The sequence below is a fragment of the Clostridium paridis genome, assembly GCF_016765615.1.
Lineage (GTDB): Bacteria > Bacillota > Clostridia > Clostridiales > Clostridiaceae > Clostridium_T > Clostridium_T paridis.
The window spans coordinates 290,613-312,206 of the sequence record NZ_JAESWA010000022.1; the positions used below are offsets into that span (position 1 = coordinate 290,613).

Sequence of the window (21,594 nt, forward strand, 5' to 3'; positions counted from 1 at the left end):
AAATGATAAAATACGTATCAAATCATCTTATTTCGACATATATTGTACTATATGCTATTTCATTATTACTATGTTAATTTATTTAATCTTAGTTAATAAATTTAGATTAAGTTGGAGGAATAAAGATGAAGGTTGTTATTCTATGTGGGGGCAAGAGCACCCGAATGCATGAATTGACAAGAGATATTCCTAAGCCACTTGTGGAAATAGGAGGAAAGCCTATACTTTGGCACATAATGAAATTATATAAACATTATGGCTTTGATGATTTCGTCCTATTATTAGGATATAAAGGAGAAAAAATAAAAGAATACTTTTTAGACTATAGATGGAAAAATCATAATTTTATACTTGATTCTGATCCAAATAATATTCAGATTCTTGAAGAAGCTGAAAAATGGAAGATAACTTTTGTTGATACAGGACTTGAAACAATGACTGGTGGTAGGATAAAACTTGCTCAAAGATACATTGGAAATGAAACTTTTATGTTGACTTATGGAGATGGTCTTTCAGATATAAACCTAAATAATCTTTTAGAATTTCATAAAAATAAAGGTGCGATTACTACTGTAACTGGAATTTATAAGAAAAGCCAATATGGTACTTTAACGGTAAATGAAGGTATTGCAAAATCATTTTATGAAAAAAATCAAACTGGTGACTTAATTAATGGTGGTTTTTTCGTAATGAATCCAGAAGTTTTTAACTATTTGAGTGATAGTACAAGTTGTATATTAGAGCAGGAACCACTAAAAAAACTAGTAAATGATCAAGAGTTAGCTGTTTATATTCATCAAGGATTTTGGACAGCAATGGATACCGCTAAGGATATTTCAGCTGTAAATGAATTGTGGAATCAAGGAAAACACTTATGGAAGGTATGGTGAAAAACATGAACTCATTTTGGAAAGGAAGAAATGTTTTTATCACTGGTTGTACAGGCCTATTAGGAAGTTATATTTCAAAAAAATTAGTTGATTTAGGTGCAAATGTAACTGGGCTTATAAGAGACTCTGTTCCTAAATCAAATTTATACAGTGGTAATTATATCCAAAATATAAATATAGTTAATGGTGCTCTTGAAGATTATACTCTACTAGAGAGAACCTTAGGAGAATATGAAATTGATACTGTATTTCATTTAGCAGCTCAAGCTATTGTTGGTGTTGCTAATAGAAATCCCTTATCAACCTTTAATTCAAATATTTTAGGAACTTGTAATATATTAGAAAGTTCAAGACGAAGTCCTCTAGTAAAAAGAATTGTTATTGCGTCAAGTGATAAAGCATATGGTGATCAGATTACTCTTCCCTACGATGAAAATATGCCACTTAAAGGCACTCACCCCTACGATGTATCAAAAAGTTGTGCTGACTTAATAGCTCAGACTTACTTTCACACTTATAAACTTCCAGTATCAATTACTAGATGTGGTAACTTATATGGTGGAGGTGACTTAAACTTTAATAGAATTATCCCGCAAACTATTAGAAGCATACTAAACAATGAAGCACCTATAATCCGTAGTGATGGAACTTTTATTAGAGACTATTTCTATGTAGAAGATGCTGCTGAAGCTTATTTGCTTTTAGCTGAAAAATTAGAGGAGTTAAATTTAGCTGGTGAAGCTTTTAATTTTAGTAATGAAATACAACTTACGGTTTTAGAATTAGTAGATAAAATAATAAAAGCTATGAATAGTAATTTAAAACCAATTATTTTAAATGAGGGAACTAACGAAATAAAACACCAATATCTATCATCAAAAAAAGCTAGAGAAGTTTTAAACTGGCAACCACATTATAGTATTAATGATGGATTAAATAAAACTATAGATTGGTATAAGGATTTTTTAAAAAATCAGTAATATCAATATTTAAAATTAGGATGGAGTTGATATAGTTGAACAACTCATTTTGTACTATTTTATCTAAAGAGCGATTATACCAATCTATCGCTCTATTTTTCTCACTTTATGAAGTTATGGATGATTTTTGTGTATTTGTATTATGTGTTGATGACGAAACTTATAGTCTTTTAACTAAAATCAACTTAAAGAAAATTATATTAATTCGAATTGAAGACTTAAATGATAAATCCTTATATTCATTAAGAAAAGAGAGAAAGCTAAATGAATTCTGTTGGACATTAAAACCTATATTTATAGAAAGTTTACTATGTAAATTCTCATCTATAAACCGCATAACATTTATAGATTCAGATTTATTTTTCTTTAGTAGCCCTACGTTAATATTCGAAAATCAACCTAAGCCTTCTATTCTACTCTCTAAATCTGAAGTTTACGTACCATCATTTCCACCTGAGTTTAATAATAGAATACAGAGATTAATTGGTCACTATAATTCTGGTTTTATAAGTTTTAAAAATAATAACATCTCCTTGCTCTGCTTAAAATGGTGGAAAATAAAATGTCTTGAAAAATGTAGTGATACAATTGAAGCCAATAGTTTTGGGGATCAAAAATATTTAGATTTAATCCCCACTTACTTTCAAAGCGTTTCTGATATAAAAACTCCTGGAGTAAACATTGGGCATTGGAATTATGCTAAACACAACTTTCGAATAATTGATCAGAAATGTTTCATTGACGATTCAAGACTGATCTGCTATCACTTTAGTGGCTTTAGAATTATGAGTAAGGATGATATTATCCAATTATATGAACTTAGAAGTATTGATTCTCCATTTATATACTCAATTTATAAAAATACTATAAAAAAAATTATTGCAGACATCCTAGAGATAGCCCCTTATTTTAACGGCTTCTCTAATGCCGAAGATATGACTACTAGTATCCTTAAAATAAACCCCTAGAGAGGAAGTGAATACTGTGAAAGCTAGTATAATTATTACTTCATTTAATTCAAGTGAAAGATTGTACTATAACTTATTGGCACTTAACAATCAAATTTATCCCCATGATGACTTTGAGGTAATTGTAGTAAACAATGGTTCATATGATGATACTGAAAATATGCTCTCAACCTTTGTTTCTAATTTTCCTCTCAAAAAAATACGACTAGATGTGAATAAAGGTATTGCACGAGGTAGAAATAAAGGAATTGAACAGGCTTCAGGAGATATATTGATTTTTCACGATAGTGATATGATAGCTTCGAAAGACTTCGTAACAAAACATGTAGAAGCACATGATAGAGAAAATGTTGTAGTTTGTGGTGTCCCTTGGTTAAGAGTTTATAGCTATTACTATAAAGATTTTCTACCTTATCAGCTTAAGGACTTTTTTAAGAGAGCTGATAAATATAAATTACCTATAGATTATTGGCAAAACGAAAAATACCAACTAATTACACAAGACCAAATTATTGATGAAACTTTTTTAAATTATGCTTTCGACTTAGAAATGGATTTTATAACTGATTTAAAAGAAACAATTAAAATCTATGGTCAAGATCTTAATGGATATAATATACCTTGGAGATTTTTTATAACAAATAATGCCTCAGTTGATAGAAGACAAGTTATTAGTTTAGGAATGTTTGATGAGAATATTATTAAATATGGATTTGAAGATTATGATCTCGGTATTAGGCTTTATAAAGCAGGCAATAAATTTAAACTTGCTTATGATATTATAAGTGTGCATCAAGAACATTTAAAAAATGCTTCTAACGATTCTGCTCCAGTAAATATTAGTTATTTATGTACAAAATATAACAACATTTATTTCCTTGATATGCTACTAATATGCTTAAGCCTAGTAATTCCCATGGATCATCATGAAATTAACAATGTTATCTCCGAAATTAATCAGCTGAATATTTTGGGAAAATACAAGGATTTATTAAATACTTTTCTTAAGATACTTCAAGTCGCTATTGATATTTGTGTTAGGAACAATACGACTACTAAGCTACTTTTGTTCCCTGAATTGGAAAAAAATTTTGAAAAAACTAAAACTCAATTAATAAAACTACAAAAATTACACGGAATGTCACATTTCCCATATATGTTTTTTGGACTAACTAAAAGCATTTTCAATTTAACAATATAACTAATCTTAGAAATAAGGAGTGATATTATGCCTAAGTTTCATTTTACTTCAGTAGTTTCTAAATATCATTTATTCAAATTAATAGCACTTTATAGTTCATTAAAGACTCGTTGTTCTGATTTTGAACTTTTTATATTATGCATGGATCATGAAACTTTCGAGGTGCTATCAAAAATAGGTTTTGAAAAAGTGACCTTATTTAAAATAGAACAATTGGAAGATGATCAATTGTTAAAAGCAAAAAGCAATAGAAGTTTTCATGAATATTGTTGGACTGGTAAACCTCTAATACTTCATCATGTGTTAACTAATTATACAGATGCTGATTATTATGCACACTTGGATGCAGACCTATATTTTTATGAAGATCCTATGCTAATTTTTAAGGAAAACCCTTCTGCATCAATTTTTTTAACAGATCATAGAAATTCAAAGGACTTTGCGTTTACCTATCCACTTACTGGAAGGTTTAATACTGGCTTTGTAGGTTGTAGAAATGATCCTATTGGAGTAAGCGCTATAAAGTTTTGGAAAGAGCAATGTATTGAGAATTGTTCGTCTACTATAGACTTGGTTAATAAAACTTTCGGAGATCAAAGATATACAGAGTCATGGCCACAAATATTTCCCAATATTCACATTGTAAATTCTTATGGCGTTAATGCTGCCATTTGGAATATTCAAGATTATACAGTAACTTCACAAAACGGTGAGGCGTATTTAAATAATGATAAATTGGTATTCTTTCACTTTTCTGGATTAACTATTATTAGTCCAAAGGAAGTCAATTTATGTTGGTATTACCACATTTATAATCCTATTATATTAAACTTGATATATTTACCCTATGTTTATGTTTTAGACGAAGCAATAAAACAAGTAACTCAGAACTTTCCATGGTTTAACTTTGGCTTTATTGGTGAAGAAGGCGTTCCTGCTACACATCGTTTTATATTAAATTGAACATGAATTTTTTAATAATAATTGTATACACTTACAATATTTACGAATAAATTAGTATTGGGAATGTATTTTTTTTACAAGCCGCCAAAATAAATAGCCATAAGTCTATATTATCTAGACTTATGGCTTAAATATTACACTAAATTAATGGACTATTAATTTGTGTTGTAAATAGATAATCATGTGTATGACCATCATTACAAGTTGTTCTCCCATAGATAACATGAATATGCTTATTAGTATTTGGGATAGGAATATCAGGACCTGTAGTTCCTCCTATCTCATGATGGTGATCAAAAAAATCTGTGTTAGTAGAGTAAGGATGAACATGTCTTCCTCCACCAATGGGTATAACTTCACCTGTAACACCTGCAACCCTATGATTGTGTCTCTCATTTCCTTGTTCAGCTAATTTAGTACTTTCTTCAAATTCGTGTACATGAGTTTGAACTGTGTCTGGACATTCATTTTGACATTCATGCCTCTCATTATCATATCCCATTATATTTTCTCCTTTGTAAAAATATATTAGAAACGCTTAAACAAGTCTCTAATATATTATATTTATGTAAATACAAATAGTTCTCATTATTCTTTCAAAAATTTTATAATTCACTTTATTAATATAAAATCATATCAATATAATATATTAATTTACATGATGTGATTAAGTGGAAAAGAATTTTGAAAGCTATAACCCTAACCCATACTCAAACGGTGAGGTTCCACCTTGTAGTGCTTTCTTAGGAAATACAGAACCTATAATAAAAAATGGCCATATTATTTTTCGTAATAATAATAGATTATTTTGTTTCATAAGTACCTCAACTGATATTACCTCCGAAAATATTAATGATATAACTACAAATATCCAAATAAGTATAACCTCTTATATTATTGGATTATATATAAATAAAGTGCAATTAGGTATACTAGAATATGACAAAAATGCTAAAATTCATTCAGATGAGAAAACTGATGAATTTATACATAAGATGATAGAAAAATCTCCAGAAGTTAAAGTTGACTATAGACCTTACTTAACAGCTACTGTCTCACATCAAAACGCAGTTCTTCCACTTTTTACTAATGTGATTAATATAAAACCATTAAATTATTATATTCTATTTATTCTAAATAGAATGGAAGCTAATCCAGGTTTATACTTTGCAAATAACGATTTTGTTACAGACGATTCAATAAATTTCATGCTTGCGTCTCTTTATTTTGAAACTTTATAGAATTTTATTTTTTAAAAAAGCACCTCAAAGATTTTTTCTTTGAGGTGCCTAATTTATACATTATATTCTATAGGACAACTTAAAGTTCGCTTTGTCTAACGCCTTCTATAAACCACCTTTGACCAGTCGCTATATACAAATGTTGTTCCTACTTTTTTATATGCTCTTAATTTGTAATAATAAGTTTTTCCTAAAGTTAATCCTGAATCAGTATAATTTAAGTATGCTGTGCTTGCTATTAATGAATAAGTAGGATGATCCGGAGTTGCCCGATATATCATATACCCATTTGCTCCACTTACTCCACTCCATGCAATTTTAAAACTTCTATAATTTATTGAAGTTAATGATATATTTAGTGGTGTTGAAAGAATGGGCTTTGCACTTACCACTGTTGAAAAATCACTGTATACTTTTGCAGTTCCTACAAGTTTATAGGCTCTAACTTTATAGTAATATGTACTATTGGTTAAGAGACCAGTATTATTATAACTTAAAGCAGTTGTTGACGTTAAGTAAGAATATGTTCCTACACTTGATGAAGATCTATATATCTCATATCCACTTGCACCATTTACTGCTCCCCAGCTGATATTTATGGTATCATAGGAAATAGATTTTGTACTTAACGATAATGGCGCTTCTAATGTTGTTATAGTTATTGTACAAGTTGCTTTATAATTACCATCAGCAGTTGTAGCTGTAATAATTGCCGTTCCATTGCCCACAGGATATACTTTTCCAAAGGAATCAACTTTAGCCACTAATGAATTACTGGAAGTCCATGATACATTTCTATTTGTTGCATCTATTGGGCTTATTATTGGTGTCAGCGTAAGTGTCTCCCCTGCTTTTAAACTTCCACTGGTTTTATCCAACGTTATTCCAGTAACCGGTCTTGATACTATTAAGGAATATTTTTGTGATGTACTATAACCCGAATATGAGTATACATGGATATAATAAGTTCCTGTATTTGTTGCATTATAATTTATAACTTCATTTGCAGTTCCTGATCCGGTTGAATATCCTACTAATGATCCATTTGCATCATATAATTCTAAATCATAATCTTGTGGCAAGTTAGCCATGCTTATGCGAATATTTCCAACTGTATTAACATTAAATTTATAATAATCTTCATCACTACTTGTTGAAATATATGAATTATATGAAGTTCCCATATTTATTGGATAAGCTGTAACTATTGAGTCGTTTGGTTCATATGGGTCATCTACAGTTACAGTTCCTATTCCTATTGCACTAAAAGCGCTATTAATTGCACTTATTTCGCCACTATTAGCTCCATACAAATCTGTAGCTGCTTGTATTAAAGAATTTTTCTCCTGGGCAAAATCTGTGTCTGCATTCATATAACTTGTTATAGCCCTATAATAAATCCTTGCAGTTTTCTCCATGCCTATACTTTGAGCTATAAGATATGCTGCCTTATTAGGGATACCTGAATTCGTATGAACTCCACCCCAATCTCCTGCTTCTGTATCTGAATAACTTTTATAATTGCTCATATTATCAGGTTGTCCATATTTAGTTGGATTTGATAAACTTCTTAACGCATCTCCTGGAATATTAGGCGTATAAATATCATCCCCAACAACCCAATCAGATGAATTAAATGCCCATGTTCCACCTGCTGCAACATTATATTTATCATAGGTTGAGATTAATACTCCAAATGTATCGGCTAATGATTCATTTAGCGCTCCTGATTGATTATGGTAAGATAAATTTGCAGTATTACTTATGACTCCATGAGTCATTTCATGTCCAACAACATCCAAATCTCCACTTAAGTATGTAAAGGTCGTTCCATCACCATCTCCATACACCATTTCATAACCATCCCAGAAGGCATTGTTATATTGAGTTCCATAGTGAGTATACGACTCAATTGCCATTCCTTTATTATCTAAACTATTTCTGATAAATAAATTTTTGTAAAAATCAATAACTTTGCTTGCATTATATTCTGCACTCACTGATGCTTTGTAAGGTTCTGTCCCAAAATAATTAGTTGAATTGGAAACTAAAGTTCCAGTAGTTGTACCATTATTTAGTGAATAAGTACTTATCTCACTAGTTGATGATTTTGTTATATCTTTCATTTGATATGAAGTACCTGATTGATATAAATTTAAACTTTTAGTCTTTCCTAGAACATCAATACCTGAACCTGTAACAGGACCATCATACCTAATATTATTATCTGATTGTATAACTTGTCCTGAATTTGCTTCAATATATACATCGTAATTTCCTATAGTTGGTTCCTTATAAGAAATATTCACTTTATAAACTTCATAATTTTTATCATCCTTAGTAATTATTAATTTTTCAGCACTAGGCGTATTTCTCAAGCTCTTAAATTTATATTGCTTTTTAGCTACTTCTATAGCATCCCCTTCTGAAACTTTCTTACTTCCAAGAGTAGTTATTGTTTTGTTTTTTTGCAGCTTTCCATTAATACTTGAAATGACACCATCTTTATCAAAGTGAACATTAATTATACTATTGTTCACTTTAACCCCATTAATTATTTGAGCAAATTTTACATATGTATCTCCATTTTTATCTTTGTTAATATCAGCAATTTTTAAGTCGTTTGAAGTACTATCAATTCCAAGTAAAGCCTTATTGTCATCCAAAAACTTTAATGCCGATTTTTCTCCCGGAACTTGTTTATCAGAAAGCTTTCCAGAAAGAAATACTTGTCCATTCTTTCTATTCAACCTAATACTTCCTTCTTTTCCATTAGCTAATTTGAAACTAGTTTGTACTTCTCCTAAATTAGTTGTTGTAGTTACTTCTTTAGCTGATATAGAAATTGGAACAGAACAAATTACCGTTATACTTAATAAAAAAGAGAGTATTTTCTTTTTCATAATAAGCACCTCATCTTTTGTAAATTATATAATTCTATATAATTTATCGTATAAAAATTATTCCTTCTTCATAAGTTTTCAGGATTATTTACTCAGATTCTTCATGGAAACTTCTTCTATATTCACTATGTTTAAGCGATAATTATTCTATTTGGTTCTTTAATTACCTGTTGTTAAACCAAGTAAAAATATCATGATTCAAATTAATATTCAATTTTTGTAATTTTACACTTATATGATATATACTTTAATAAGTGGATTCTCTTATTATTTATAATCCCTATTAGGAGGTACTTAGAATGAATGTAGAAAACATTGCTCCATGGGAGTTATTACAAAAGAAAATGACCTGGGAACAGTTAAAATATATACAAAATAAAAAAATATTGGATTTTGGAAGTGGAAATGGCATGACAGCTAGCCATTTTGCAATAGACAATGAAGTTATCGCAATTGAACCAAATAAAGAGATACTAAAGGGGCGATTTAGGGAAAATAATTATACTCAAATAACCGGAGACATGAAGGAGCTTAAACATTTTGAAGATGAATCATTTGATGTAATATTATGCCACAATGTTTTTGAATACTTAGTTGAAAGAAAAGAGATTATAAGAGAATTTTCGAGAATACTAAAGAGGAACGGCTATCTTTCTATTTTAAAACATAATAGAGCTGGAAGGGTTATGCAGATGGTAGTGTTGCTGAATAATTTTGGACATGCTAATGAATTACTAGCTGGTGAAAATGGCCATGCACAACAATTTGGTGAAATTAACTACTATGATTATTCAGAAATATTTAAATGGTCCGATAAATTTGAACTTGAAAAAATCTTTGGAATAAGAACATTCTGGGACTTGCAACAAAACCAAGAAATTCACAAAGATGAGTCATGGCAGAAGCAGATGTTGAAAATAGAATTGAAGGTATGTGAGGTAGAAGAATATAGATCTATATCATCATTCCATCATGTTATATTACGGAAAAAGTAATGAAGGTTATGATTAGTGTTTAGTACTCTCTCTTCATAAAATATTTATTATAGTAACTCAAAAAATCCTCTAAGATGATTACCAACTTAGGGGATTTTTTTAAATTACTTTAATAGTCCTTCTTTTTTAAGATACTCCTTTGCAACTTCTTCTGCAGATATCCCATTTACATTAACTTCATAATTCATTTCACGCATCTCATCATCTGATATTTTTCCGCCTAATTTATTTAAAGGTTCTTTTAGTTCTGGATATTTTTCAAGTGTTTTATCTAGCATAAGGGGCGCTCCTTGATATGGGGGAAAAAATTGTTTATCATCCTCAAGTACCTTTAAATTATATTCTGCAAGTTCACTATCTGTAGAATAAGCATCTAACAAATTTATATCTCCTGACTTTATAGCTGTATATCTTAATTTGGGTTCCATAGTTTTTATACTTTGAATATTTAAGTTATATAGCTTTTTAATTCCTTTATATCCATCATCTCTATCTGTGAATTCTAGTGTGAAACCTGCATTAAGTTTATTTTCTATTCCATTTAAATCTGACACTTTATTTAGATTATATTGCTTTGCTAATTCTGGAGATACCGCAATCGCATAGGTATTGTTATACTTCATAGGTTTTAATAATGACATCTTAAATTTATCCTCCATACCTATACGAGCCTGTTCATATACTTCATCAGGATTATGACTTTTTGCATTTTCCTTTATAAAAGTTTCAAGAGCTGTCCCTGTAAACTCTGGATAAATATCAATGTCACCTGATTCAAGTGCATTAAAAAGGAAACTAGTTTTACCCATCCCGGGCTTTAAATTTACATGTATATTAGTTTCATCTTCAATCATTAACTTATACATATTGATTAATATCTCTGGTTCAGATCCAAGTTTTCCTGCAATAGTAATTTCTTTATTTTTAGTACCTATGTGCGGGTACACAACCATTGAAACAGTAACTATAAAACCTAGAGTTAACACAAACATTGACTTCTTTAGTGATGATTTCTCTAAAAATCTAAGTAATACGTCAAATATAATAGCAAGTAATGCTGCTGGAATTGCTCCAATTAATATTAAACTATTATTATTTCTATCAATACCTAGAAGAATTAAGTCACCAAGTCCCCCTGCACCAATTAATGCAGCAAGAGTTGCTGTCCCAATAATAAGTACCATAGAAGTTCTAATTCCCGCCATTATTACTGGCATTGCAAGTGGAAGCTCCACCTTATATAGTTGCTTTCCTCTATTCATTCCCATTGCTTCAGATGCTTCAATCAGTATCGGATCAATTTCCTTAATTCCTGTATAGGTGTTTCTTAAAATTGGTAGTATTGCATAAATCACTAACGCAATAACTGCAGGAACTTGTCCGATTCCTACCAGTGGGATTAATATTCCTAGTAGTGCAAGGGATGGAATTGTTTGAAAAATAGCTGCAATTTGTATAATAGGCTCTGCTATTCTTCTATGACTTGTTAATATTATACCTAATGGCACTGCAATTATAACTGCTATAAATATTGAGATAAGTGAAATCTGCATATGCTGTAGCAATGCATTTACTAATTCTTCATGTCTTTCACTTAAGGTAGATATTAGTGTATTCATTAAACTTCACCACCTTTATCAAGCTTTGAAGATATAAATTCAATTAAGTGATCTCTTGTTACCATTCCTATATTTTCTCCTAAGTGCTCTACCAAAACAGATTTTTCTTCACCAAATAACTTTAATAACTCTTCTATTGATATTGTAGAATCAACTCTAAACATATGGTCTTTTTGTATACTTGGGCTAAATAACTGTGCTTCAAATAGATCCTTTACTTTATAATTTGAATTTAATAAGGATGTTTTATATACGTTCCCTGATTCAAAGAAGTTTCTCACGAAATCATTCTTTGGATGTTCAATTATCTCATTAGGTGTATCACATTGAATGATTTCTCCATTATTCATGACACAAATTCTATCACCTAAAGCTAAAGCCTCTTGCATATCATGTGTTACAAATACAATAGTCTTCTTGATTTTCTTTTGAAGCTTTGCTATATCTTGTTGTAACTTTTGACGACTTATAGGATCTAATGCACTAAATGGTTCATCCATTAAAATTATACTTGGATCAGCTGCTAGTGCACGAATGACCCCTACTCTTTGCTGTTCTCCACCTGAAAGCTCAGAAGGTTTACGATATCGATATTTTTCTGGTTCTAGGGAAACGCTCTCTAAAAGTTCAGTAACTCTATCATGTATCTTTTTCTTATCCCATTTTTTTAATTCTGGAACTATTGCAATATTTTCTTCAATTGTCATATGAGGAAATAATCCAATCTGTTGAAGTACATAACCTATATTCCATCTAAGTTCATGAATATTGTATTCACTAATCTTTTTATTATTTATATAGATTGTCCCATCGCTTAATTCAACTAATCTATTAATCATCTTAAGTGTTGTTGTCTTTCCACATCCACTTGGTCCTATTAGCACAAAAAATTCACCTTCATTAATGGTTAAATTCAAGGAATTAACGGCTTTATTTCCATTTGGATAACGCTTTGAAACATTATCAAATCTAATCATATAATTTTCTCCTTACGCTTTAATATCTAATCCTAATTAATTAATATTAATATATAATAATTCTTATTAGTTAATATTTAATCATACTATTAATATTATTGCAAATCTTTTACATATTATATCTTGAGAAACTTGACTACTGTATGTCATATTTTATATAGATATTCTTCCCTAATAAAAAATAGTATCTTGTGCCACAAATCTTATGGACAAAATACTATTTAAAATAATCTATTGTTTCTTAATCTTAAAGTTCTATTTCTTCCCCAGGTTTTACAATTAATGCACCTGATGGTTTAAATTTTTCAGCGATATTGATATCGAATAACTCACCTGGTTTCATATGAATTGGTATATTATGCTTTGATCCTATTATTTCAGCACACTTTTGAGCTTCATTAACATCCATGTTGTAATAACCATCCATAGGAAGTAATGTATAATCTATTGCTTCCTTCGATAAGTTTGTTGACATATATTCAGTTTCGGAGGTATCTCCTGCAGCATAAATTTTTAATTCATCGACCTTTATTACATACCCAACACATTCATTTATATTATGATTTTTGTTATAAGCTGGTACAGCCTGAATATTTAAATTATCTATCTGCTCACTTTTATATTGTCCATTTACTAGCATATTTTTAGCTCTTCTTATTTCACAAGAAGTTTTAAGGGTAACTAAATCAATCTTATTATGATCTCCATGTTCATGTGTAACTAATATGATATCTGCAGGAACGTCGTATCCTTCCCCTGCAAACGGATCTACATAAATAATCTTGCCATCATTACTTTCAATACGAAAACTCCCATGTCCTTGATATAACAATTTTGTCATTACTATCACCATCCAATTAATTAAGTATAGTTACTATCGATTTCTACTACTATTTTATACCAAGAAATCATTGCTACATATATATTTTTTGTTAAATATATTTTTCTAAGCTTCCTTGCTCATAAAAATCACTGTAGTAATTGCTATAACTCCTATAGCTATTAGTATTAATAATGGGTTGATTATACTTAAAATATGCAATACAAAACTATCTTTTAAAATCATTTTAATTGCTGTATATATTAGTAATGCAGCACAAATATAAATAATTATTGGATATTTGCTCATTAATTTTGAAACTATTTCACTCCCTAAAAAAATAATCGGAACACATATAAGTATAGCAAGTACTACTAATATCATCTGCTGGCCAGTTATTTCTCCTACATCATTTATGATAACTGATGTTATTGCTAATACATTATCAAGGCTCATACTTATATCAGATATTATTATTGATATAAGCGCTTTTGAAAACCCATCAGAACTTTCCTTTGTAATAACAGCCTTTTCGTCATTTGTTTTCATCATATTGACAGTAATATAAATAAGTATAATTCCACCAATCAGATGTACATGTAGCCATTTAAATTTAAAAATATATCCAATTACACTTATAAAAAATATCCTTAGTAATAGAGCCATGCATACGCCTATCATATTTGCTAATTTTGCTTTCTTTGGAGGAAGATTTTTTACTGATAGTGAAATCACTGCTACATTATCACCTGAAAGTACTAAATTGATCAAAACTATTTCTACTATTTGAGAAATAAGCTGTGATGTTATGCTCATATTAACCTCTTTAATAAATTAATTACTCTACTAGTATATTTCAAATATTTATACTTAATATTAATTAAGTCCAAATCAAGTAATTTTTTTCATAAGAAAAAAAGGGGGAACCCTCTAACGACTCCCCCTTTACACTTTTAAACTATAACTATTTATATAACATTTTTAATAATCAGTTACTGTTTGCCTAGTACTTCCTGCTTTTGCTGCTGCTCCTGTATTATTTACTACATGAGTAATTTCTCCATTACCTGTTAAATATACAGAACAAGCATGATGCACTTTTACTCCAGAAGTAGTTGGAACTTCAATACCAGTATTGGCTGAAACTACTGCATCCCTAAAGTATGAGTATATTCCAGAGCCATAAAGCTGGTGTGTAGTAACGTTATCGGCTACTTTGTATGAGGCATATCCATTTACTGTTCCATTATGACTCATCCAGGAAGCCTGATTTGGAACATCATAAGGCATTTCGCTTTGATAGAAGTATACTCTTCCACCGTTACCATTCCATAAAGTTTGATATTCATGGAAATGCTCTACAAATAATCCATATATGGTAACATCATTACCATTAACTACAACACCATTCTTAGTTGTGTTTATTGTCCAACCTACTCCATCTACACCATGGTCAGCACGCCATACCCAGAAATTATCTCCAATAACGTTATTGCTGTTTATTTTTAAGCTTACATCAGCTTTACCAACTGCTGCTCCACCAACTCTAAAGAATAAATCGCTAAGTGATGTTGGATTAGCTGCATGGTTTTGTGTGCTTCCTGTAGGTCCAACTTCTAATAATGTTGGCGAATTATTCTGACCTGCATCAAAAAGTAAACCAGATATATTTACTCCATCAACATCTGCCACAGTCATAGCTGCTGTTCCATTATCAGGAATTAACGTTGCAAGACCTAATCCTAGTATTACTGTATTAGGGTTATTAACTTTAATAGAATCACTTAAATGATATACCCCTGGTGTAAATATTAGATTTTTCCCTTGATTGAGTGCTGCATTAATACTTGCAGCTGTATCTCTATCTGATCTTGCAATATAGAACTGATCTATCGACATAGATGTTCCTTGACCCATTCCATTAGCCCAGCTAATTCCCTGGGAATTACTCTTTAAAGCTGGTACAAAAACTGAATACTTTCCATTGCTATCGATTGTTAAGAAAGGTTTTTCTCTAACAACAGGAGTTTGGTTAACCACTGTATTGGGTACTGATGGGAAAGAACTGTCATTAGTTGGTGCACCATTATTACCTACAAACACCATGTTCCAATTTCCACCATTCCAAGAACCCATTTGGCTATTTCTAGTTAAGAATTGTTGTTGTGATCCAGAAGAAATTGTTCCATCTACCTTTGAATCAGATATAAATCCACCACTTGACCAAGCACCATCATAGTTTGTACCATAAGGATCCCATAAAGATAATCCACCTTTTATATGAACACGTCTCATTGGTGCTGCTTGTGATACTGCCCAAGTTAATGTTTCTGCTGTGGTTAAGTTATTTGATACATAAGTTGGGCTAACTGATAGATTCTCAACTGATCTCCAGAAGTTACAAGTTGCATTACCATTCATCCAATCCGCTTCACAACGTACTGCCCCTGTAATGCTAACATCATCTGGCATTTGCCCTAGTCCGTAAACTGTGGTATAGAAGCCTACATTAACATTTGCATTATATGAACCTGGTTTAAATAATAGAGCGTATCTCTCTGAACCAAATTGGTTACTTTGCATTTGGTTAAATATTGTATCAACTGTACTTTGAATACTCGCACTTGACATAGATGGATCAAATATTTTTACATTAGGTCCAAAGTCTACATTACTACTGCTTCCAATTGTAATATAAGAAGTTGCTATATCAGAATCTGTCATACCAGATTTATATGCGATAGCTTTAACTGATGTTGTTTGCGATACAGTAAAAGCACCTGAATAAATAGTACCATTAGTAGCTGATGGATTAGTTCCATCTGTAGTATATCTAATGGTTGAACCAGAAGTACTATCAGAAATTGTTACACTCTGTGCTGAAGTGTAGCTGCCATTTGAAGGTGTTATTGCTGGAGTACTTACTTTATTTGCTACCGAAGCAGTTCCATATACTTCAAATCCCCATAAGGAATATCCATATTGGGTTGTTCTAGAAGTTCCATACATTCTCACATATCTTCCAGTTACAGAAGCTCCAAAAGTTAGTGTCTCTGTCCCCCCAGTTCCACCTGTTTTTGTATAAGCATCTACCCAATTAGAGTTGTCATTGGACACTTGAATTTTGTAATCTTTTGCTGCTGCTGTTTCCCAAATTAACTTGGCTCCAGTAACAGTATAAGTTGAACCTAAATCTACAGAAATCCATTGTGGATCACTAAAAGCAGACTCCCAACGAGTTCCTGCATTATCACTATCAAATGCTAATGATGCAGTATTACCGCCTAAAATTGAAGATGCAGTAGCTGTTTTATTTAATGCAATATTTGAACTTTGTGTAACTGCTGTACCATAAACTTCAAAATCCCACAAGGAATATCCATATTGGGTTGTTCTAGCTGTTCCATACATTCTCACATATCTTCCAGTTACAGAAGCTCCAAAAGTTAGTGTCTCTGTCCCCCCTGTTCCACCTGTTTTTGTATAAGCATCTACCCAACTAGAATTGTCATTTGATACTTGTATTTTATAGTCTTTTGCTGCTGCAGTTTCCCAGTTAAGCTTAACTCCAGTAACATTATAGCTTGTCCCCAAATCCACAGAAATCCATTGAGGATCGCTCCAGTCAGATTCCCATCTAGTATTGGAGTTACCATCGAAAGCCAAAGAAGCTGTGCTTCCTGCAATATTTGAAGATGAAGTTGCAGTTTTATTTAACGCAATATTAACTGGTTCTGCTTTTGTAATTAATGTAGCACCCATAAATAAACTAGTAAAAACTGATAGAGATAGAATTGTTGATAAAAGTTTTTTACCCTTCTTGAACATTTTACTTACCTCCTAAAATCATTTTACCTTTTGAAATATTCAATATTATCCTACATATTTAGTCAATCCTCCCTTCTTTAGAAACTCTTTATTTAGCAGAGAGCTATTACTATGTATTAATACAATTAAATTAAGCTATGACAATTAAAGGTAGACTAGTCTCTGTAAACGTTTAACAGAGCCATTCATTAAATAACCTACACAAACAAAATTATATAATTTTACTCTCAATCTGAAATAAAATAAGAATTGTAACACTGACTATAAAGTATAACTTTTGCTATTACTAAAATCATACCCATATTCAAAAGAAATGTTTAATAAGAAAATCTTAGAATTTATAGTTGTGGGGAATTAAGTAAAATCGACTTTAATACAAACATTATTAATTTCAATAATACGGTATATAAATCTATTTTACATATTTAGTATATGCTTATATTTTATGTCAATTAATTTACGATTTCAATAGAAATTTAATGATTATTCAAATATTTATTTTTTAAATCCACATTATTTACTAAGAATAATCTATTTATGTTGTTAATCTTTATAATATAATTCATAAAAATGCGCCATACTATAATCGAGAAATTTATGTTATAAGGGAGGAACTTATATAATGAAAACTAAACTATTTTTATCATCACTACTTGTAGTATGTACTCTTTTTACTGCATGTGCTAAGAAAAACGATCAAACAACACAACCTGCTGATCCAGCTAAGCAAAACACAGGAAATACAGATGCTGGAACCTCTGCTTCAGTTGTAGATAATGCTGATACTTTTGAAAAAGCAATAAGTTCAAAAGGTACATGGATTGTTGCTATAACAAAAGATCTTACTGTTAACAAAGATCTTGTAGTTGAAGGTGAATTTAAAAATGGTAAGAAGGATGATAAAGGAAATGATCAAATTCAACGTAAAATAGCACTTTATTCTCAAGATGAAAATCGTAATATAACTGCAAGATTTACATTAACTGCACCAAAAATGACTTTTAGAAGTCCACAAGGTAGTCTTCAACATGGAACCTTCAAAGGAGATTTATATGTTGATGTAAAGGGCTTCCAATTAATAGATGCTAAAGTTGATGGAAATGTATACTTTACTTCTGAGGAAAATAAATCAACATTTAAAATGGATGATAAGAGTTCTATAACTGGTAAACAAGAAGTTAAGAAATAAAGAAAAAAAACTAACTAACAGAAGCCTTGCCTTCTGTTAGTTAGTTTTTTATGCTTATCCTAAGTAAATCTTCCATGCTCTGGCTTTGCTAGCTCTTCAAAGTTATCCTTAAGATACTTCAAATGGGATCTTAATTCTTCCCCTTCTAATGGATTTCCGTGACTAAATACTGCTAGATTAGGTTTTAAATTTGTTATGGTTTCAATAGCATGTTTTGCATCTTCCCAGTTGGTTGTGAGGTATGCTGGTGGCCCACTAATTTGTTCTCTTTGAGTTAAAACAGATATAAGTGATTCTTGCTTTGTAGTACATAATGCATCTCCTACAATAATTGTTCCATCACTTTCTCTGTATAGTGAAATATGTCCTGGAGTATGACCTTTAGTTAAAATCCACTTCCATCCTGGCATATAGGGAATTGTTCCATCCTCAGGAAGCTTATGTATAAACCCGCCTAAATCTAATGCTTCATTTGGAAAGTATTTAGACATCTTCGCTACCATTCCATCATCAACTGTAGAATCTCCTCTTGGGTAATCCTTTTTACCTGTTAAATAAGGTATTTCAAGTGGATGAACGTAAACTGGAATATTATAAGTCTTAATAAGCTGAATAACTGAGCCTACATGATCAAAATGTCCGTGAGTCAATATAATTGCTTTAGGATAACTTTTCTCTCCATAAAGCTTTTCTATTGTATCTATTATAAAATCTCCTGAAGTCTTAAGACCTGTATCTACTAATACAAATTCATTAGGTTTTTCACCTAAATTTGCAACAATACAGGAATTTACTACTGTAAATCTTAAAAGTATAATGTCATCAGTCAATTGCTCATAAGTCTGCATTATTTCCGATATTTTTTCTAACATTTGCTCAATCATAAAACTTCCTCCAATTCATTTTATCTTATATATATTTTGCATAAATTTTCACTACATTATTCTCTATCAAAATAAGGCAAAACCCTGCTAAAATGTGCATTTTATGATATAATAATGCTATAGAAAAAAGATAGGAGATTGAGATATATGAAGGCAAAATTAGGTGAACAAATTAGATTTAATAAACCACATACAATCCCCCTTGCTAAAGGTGGAACTGCAAAAATTGTACCGGGAGATATTGCAAGAGTTATGAAAAAAGTTGACGAAAATACTGCTGAAATTATGTATCTAACTGGTGAAGCAAAAGGATTAAGTCAAAAAATTCTCCTTCAGGTAGATACAAATATAGACGCAGATTCTATTGTTAAGAAAATAATGAGTGATTTAAATAAATAGAAGTTATCTTGGAGGTTTCAATGAATAATTATGATATTTTTACAGTTGAAGATGTTTTCAATATGTTAGACGCAAAACTTCAAGACCAAAGAGAAAGATGGGAAAGTTTTTATTCTCAAAGGAATTTTAAAGCTCCATTTATTAATCATCCTGATTTACCAGACGAAAATCTTAAAGATTTCTTTTCAAAATTTGAAAGGATTCCAAATACAGTTCTTGAACTGGGCTGTGGTGAAGGCAGAAATGCTATATTCATGGCAAAGCAAGGCTCTAATGTTATTGGTGTTGATTTATCAGAATCTGCTATAAAAAATGCTCAAATGCAAGCAAATAAAAATAATGTTAAGGTTAATTTTCAGTGTAAATCAATCTTTGAATTTAAAAATATGAATTTTGATTTTATTTATGATAGTGGATGCTTTCACCATCTTCCACCTCATAGAAGAATTACATACTTAGAACTTTTAAGAAGTTCTCTAAAACCAGGAAGTTATTTTGGATTAGCTTGTTTTTCTACTGAGGTAGACTCTGAAGAATACACTGACTGGGACTATTATGAACGTCATATTACTGGAACTGGATTTTCAAAAGAAAAGCTAGAAAAAATATTTAGTGATGACTTTGAAATAATTGAGATTAGGAAATATAGAGATGGTGTTCCAGATACCTTACAAGGTCTAAGCTTCTTATGGACTGCCTTATTTAAGAGAAAGTAAAAAACGACTTAAAAGCCTTTAAAACGCAGCTTTTAAGTCGTTTCTATTTATTTTATTCCTTTTGCTTTAACTTCATCCATTATTCTCATTATCTCAATTGAATCCTGCCAACTCATTATTTCACTTTGGAGCTTGCCCTTATTTATACAGTCTACAACTTCATTTATTTGATATTCAAAGCCATTTATATCAAAAGGCATATATATCTTTTCTTCATTACCATTAACAGTTAGAGTTGCAGTATCTGAACTAGAAAATCTCTCAACACATATTCTTCCCTCTGCCCCTATAATATTAGCTTCTCTTTTTGAGTTAACATTTATTGCACCATAAAGTTGTGCTTGCTTTCCTTCTTCATATGTTAAATTAATTGAGACACATTCATCTACTCCTGTAGACCCAATATAAAGATTACTTCCTATACATATTGGTTTGTTTCCGAAAATAAAGGAACTATAGGATATAGTATAAATTCCTACATCGAGAAGTGCTCCTCCGCCAAGTTCCTTATTATATAATCTTCCTAATGGGTCAAAGTCAGCTTTAAACCCAAAATCAGCTTGAAGCAAACGAACCTCTCCTATTCTGCCTTCATCAATCCATTCTTTTACTTTTTTATTTATAGGTAAAAACCTTGTTTTCATGGCTTCCATAAAGAATACTTTATTTTCTTCTGCTGCTTTTATTACTTCCCTTACCTCATCTTCATTAATAGTAACAGGTTTTTCACAAAGTACAGCTTTTTTATTTTTTAAACACATTATTGATATGTCTTTATGAAATGGATGTGGAACTGCCACATATATTACATCTACATCATCATCCTTAACTATATCCTCGTAACTTCCATAGCATCTATCTATAGCCACATTATATTTGTCACCAAAAGCAATAGATTTTTCCTTTGATCTTGAAGCAACAGAAACAAGTTCAACATTATCCATCTTAGTTACAGCTTGTGCAAATTTATTTGCGATTTCACCAAGTCCTATTATTCCCCATCTTATTTTCTTCATTGAGT

19 protein-coding genes are annotated in these 21,594 nt (G+C 30.7%); 10 read left to right on the top strand and 9 right to left on the bottom strand.

The genetic code is table 11. The annotated features are described in order from the left end of the window. Positions 1 to 125 precede the first annotated feature (125 nt). The 5 genes from JK634_RS09110 to JK634_RS09130 are packed head-to-tail and all read left to right on the top strand — an operon-like array spanning position 126 to position 5,002. Positions 126 to 890 carry a glucose-1-phosphate cytidylyltransferase gene (locus JK634_RS09110; protein WP_202767337.1) on the top strand — a complete coding sequence of 255 codons (765 nt, stop codon included), beginning with the start codon at positions 126 to 128 and terminating at the stop codon, positions 888 to 890. Beyond that, positions 875 to 1,870 carry a GDP-mannose 4,6-dehydratase gene (locus tag JK634_RS09115; protein WP_202768096.1) on the top strand — a complete coding sequence of 332 codons (996 nt, stop codon included), beginning with the start codon at positions 875 to 877 and terminating at the stop codon, positions 1,868 to 1,870. Before JK634_RS09110 ends, JK634_RS09115 begins: the two co-directional genes overlap by 16 nt. A 35-nt stretch (positions 1,871 to 1,905) precedes the next feature. Continuing rightward, positions 1,906 to 2,838, top strand: coding sequence for a putative nucleotide-diphospho-sugar transferase (locus tag JK634_RS09120; RefSeq protein ID WP_202767338.1), 933 nt, complete (start codon positions 1,906 to 1,908; stop codon positions 2,836 to 2,838). A gap of 16 nt (positions 2,839 to 2,854) precedes the next feature. Continuing rightward, positions 2,855 to 4,039, top strand: coding sequence for a glycosyltransferase (locus tag JK634_RS09125; protein ID WP_202767339.1), 1,185 nt, complete (start codon positions 2,855 to 2,857; stop codon positions 4,037 to 4,039). Positions 4,040 to 4,066: 27 nt separating this feature from the next. Further along, complete coding sequence (locus JK634_RS09130; protein ID WP_202767340.1) at positions 4,067 to 5,002, top strand: putative nucleotide-diphospho-sugar transferase; 936 nt, start codon at positions 4,067 to 4,069, stop codon at positions 5,000 to 5,002. A 139-nt stretch (positions 5,003 to 5,141) separates the two neighbouring features. Here JK634_RS09130 and JK634_RS09135 read toward each other — a convergent pair whose 3' ends face one another. Then, positions 5,142 to 5,504: a YmaF family protein gene (locus JK634_RS09135; RefSeq protein ID WP_202767341.1), complete on the bottom strand. Its 363-nt coding sequence runs from the start codon at positions 5,502 to 5,504 to the stop codon at positions 5,142 to 5,144. Between the two features lie 169 nt (positions 5,505 to 5,673). On the opposite strand from JK634_RS09135, the gene JK634_RS09140 reads away from it, so the two are divergent. After that, positions 5,674 to 6,243: a hypothetical protein gene (locus JK634_RS09140; RefSeq protein ID WP_202767342.1), complete on the top strand. Its 570-nt coding sequence runs from the start codon at positions 5,674 to 5,676 to the stop codon at positions 6,241 to 6,243. A 95-nt stretch (positions 6,244 to 6,338) separates the two neighbouring features. On the opposite strand, the gene JK634_RS09145 is transcribed toward JK634_RS09140, so the two are convergent. Next, the gene (locus tag JK634_RS09145; protein WP_202767343.1) at positions 6,339 to 9,146 is read right to left on the bottom strand and encodes a M4 family metallopeptidase; all 2,808 of its coding nucleotides are present in this window, start codon (positions 9,144 to 9,146) and stop codon (positions 6,339 to 6,341) included. Positions 9,147 to 9,445: 299 nt separating this feature from the next. Here JK634_RS09145 and JK634_RS09150 point away from each other — a divergent pair, with 299 nt between their 5' ends. After that, complete coding sequence (locus tag JK634_RS09150; RefSeq protein ID WP_202767344.1) at positions 9,446 to 10,141, top strand: class I SAM-dependent methyltransferase; 696 nt, start codon at positions 9,446 to 9,448, stop codon at positions 10,139 to 10,141. Positions 10,142 to 10,245: 104 nt separating this feature from the next. Here the strand turns inward: JK634_RS09150 and JK634_RS09155 are convergent, their stop codons facing one another. The 5 genes from JK634_RS09155 to JK634_RS20440 all read right to left on the bottom strand — a co-directional run bounded on the left by JK634_RS09155 (position 10,246) and on the right by JK634_RS20440 (position 17,385). Further along, positions 10,246 to 11,760, bottom strand: coding sequence for an ABC transporter permease/substrate-binding protein (locus tag JK634_RS09155; protein WP_202767345.1), 1,515 nt, complete (start codon positions 11,758 to 11,760; stop codon positions 10,246 to 10,248). Continuing rightward, the gene (locus tag JK634_RS09160) at positions 11,760 to 12,737 is read right to left on the bottom strand and encodes an ATP-binding cassette domain-containing protein (RefSeq protein ID WP_202767346.1); all 978 of its coding nucleotides are present in this window, start codon (positions 12,735 to 12,737) and stop codon (positions 11,760 to 11,762) included. The genes JK634_RS09155 and JK634_RS09160 overlap by 1 nt, the downstream gene beginning before the upstream one ends. Before the next feature lie 247 nt (positions 12,738 to 12,984). Then, entirely contained in the window at positions 12,985 to 13,578 is a 594-nt protein-coding gene (locus JK634_RS09165; RefSeq protein WP_202767347.1) for an MBL fold metallo-hydrolase, read from the bottom strand. Positions 13,579 to 13,683: 105 nt separating this feature from the next. After that, on the bottom strand, positions 13,684 to 14,373 hold the full coding sequence (locus JK634_RS09170; RefSeq protein ID WP_202767348.1) for a YjbE family putative metal transport protein: 690 nt from the start codon (positions 14,371 to 14,373) through the stop codon (positions 13,684 to 13,686). Positions 14,374 to 14,538: 165 nt separating this feature from the next. Further along, positions 14,539 to 17,385: a galactose-binding domain-containing protein gene (locus tag JK634_RS20440; RefSeq protein ID WP_243425591.1), complete on the bottom strand. Its 2,847-nt coding sequence runs from the start codon at positions 17,383 to 17,385 to the stop codon at positions 14,539 to 14,541. A gap of 622 nt (positions 17,386 to 18,007) precedes the next feature. Between JK634_RS20440 and JK634_RS09190 the strand changes: the two genes are divergently transcribed. Continuing rightward, entirely contained in the window at positions 18,008 to 18,574 is a 567-nt protein-coding gene (locus JK634_RS09190; RefSeq protein ID WP_202767349.1) for a hypothetical protein, read from the top strand. 59 nt (positions 18,575 to 18,633) lie between these two features. On the opposite strand, the gene JK634_RS09195 is transcribed toward JK634_RS09190, so the two are convergent. Then, positions 18,634 to 19,458, bottom strand: a complete 825-nt coding sequence (locus tag JK634_RS09195) for an MBL fold metallo-hydrolase (protein ID WP_202767350.1) — start codon at positions 19,456 to 19,458, stop codon at positions 18,634 to 18,636. Positions 19,459 to 19,605: 147 nt separating this feature from the next. Here JK634_RS09195 and JK634_RS09200 point away from each other — a divergent pair, with 147 nt between their 5' ends. Both JK634_RS09200 and JK634_RS09205 read left to right on the top strand, forming a co-directional pair. Then, a complete protein-coding gene (locus JK634_RS09200; RefSeq protein ID WP_202767351.1) occupies positions 19,606 to 19,857 on the top strand; it encodes a hypothetical protein in 252 nt (83 codons plus the stop codon). A gap of 20 nt (positions 19,858 to 19,877) precedes the next feature. After that, positions 19,878 to 20,573, top strand: a complete 696-nt coding sequence (locus tag JK634_RS09205; RefSeq protein WP_202767352.1) for a class I SAM-dependent methyltransferase — start codon at positions 19,878 to 19,880, stop codon at positions 20,571 to 20,573. 47 nt (positions 20,574 to 20,620) lie between these two features. Here the strand turns inward: JK634_RS09205 and JK634_RS09210 are convergent, their stop codons facing one another. Further along, positions 20,621 to 21,589 (bottom strand): Gfo/Idh/MocA family protein, encoded by a 969-nt coding sequence (locus JK634_RS09210; RefSeq protein ID WP_202767353.1) that lies wholly within the window; start codon positions 21,587 to 21,589, stop codon positions 20,621 to 20,623. Positions 21,590 to 21,594 lie beyond the last annotated feature (5 nt).

Bases quoted from the DNA above. Each gene is read 5' to 3' on its own strand.
- JK634_RS09155 (WP_202767345.1), bottom strand. From the start codon at position 11,760: ATGAATACACTAATATCTACCTTAAGTGAAAGACATGAAGAATTAGTA.
- JK634_RS09190 (WP_202767349.1), top strand. From the start codon at position 18,008: ATGAAAACTAAACTATTTTTATCATCACTACTTGTAGTATGTACTCTT.
- JK634_RS09200 (WP_202767351.1), top strand. From the start codon at position 19,606: ATGAAGGCAAAATTAGGTGAACAAATTAGATTTAATAAACCACATACA.
- JK634_RS09130 (WP_202767340.1), top strand. From the start codon at position 4,067: ATGCCTAAGTTTCATTTTACTTCAGTAGTTTCTAAATATCATTTATTC.
- JK634_RS09165 (WP_202767347.1), bottom strand. From the start codon at position 13,578: ATGACAAAATTGTTATATCAAGGACATGGGAGTTTTCGTATTGAAAGT.
- JK634_RS09150 (WP_202767344.1), top strand. From the start codon at position 9,446: ATGAATGTAGAAAACATTGCTCCATGGGAGTTATTACAAAAGAAAATG.
- JK634_RS09195 (WP_202767350.1), bottom strand. From the start codon at position 19,458: ATGATTGAGCAAATGTTAGAAAAAATATCGGAAATAATGCAGACTTAT.
- JK634_RS09135 (WP_202767341.1), bottom strand. From the start codon at position 5,504: ATGGGATATGATAATGAGAGGCATGAATGTCAAAATGAATGTCCAGAC.
- JK634_RS20440 (WP_243425591.1), bottom strand. From the start codon at position 17,385: ATGTTCAAGAAGGGTAAAAAACTTTTATCAACAATTCTATCTCTATCA.
- JK634_RS09145 (WP_202767343.1), bottom strand. From the start codon at position 9,146: ATGAAAAAGAAAATACTCTCTTTTTTATTAAGTATAACGGTAATTTGT.
- JK634_RS09205 (WP_202767352.1), top strand. From the start codon at position 19,878: ATGAATAATTATGATATTTTTACAGTTGAAGATGTTTTCAATATGTTA.
- JK634_RS09110 (WP_202767337.1), top strand. From the start codon at position 126: ATGAAGGTTGTTATTCTATGTGGGGGCAAGAGCACCCGAATGCATGAA.
- JK634_RS09170 (WP_202767348.1), bottom strand. From the start codon at position 14,373: ATGAGCATAACATCACAGCTTATTTCTCAAATAGTAGAAATAGTTTTG.
- JK634_RS09115 (WP_202768096.1), top strand. From the start codon at position 875: ATGGAAGGTATGGTGAAAAACATGAACTCATTTTGGAAAGGAAGAAAT.
- JK634_RS09160 (WP_202767346.1), bottom strand. From the start codon at position 12,737: ATGATTAGATTTGATAATGTTTCAAAGCGTTATCCAAATGGAAATAAA.
- JK634_RS09210 (WP_202767353.1), bottom strand. From the start codon at position 21,589: ATGAAGAAAATAAGATGGGGAATAATAGGACTTGGTGAAATCGCAAAT.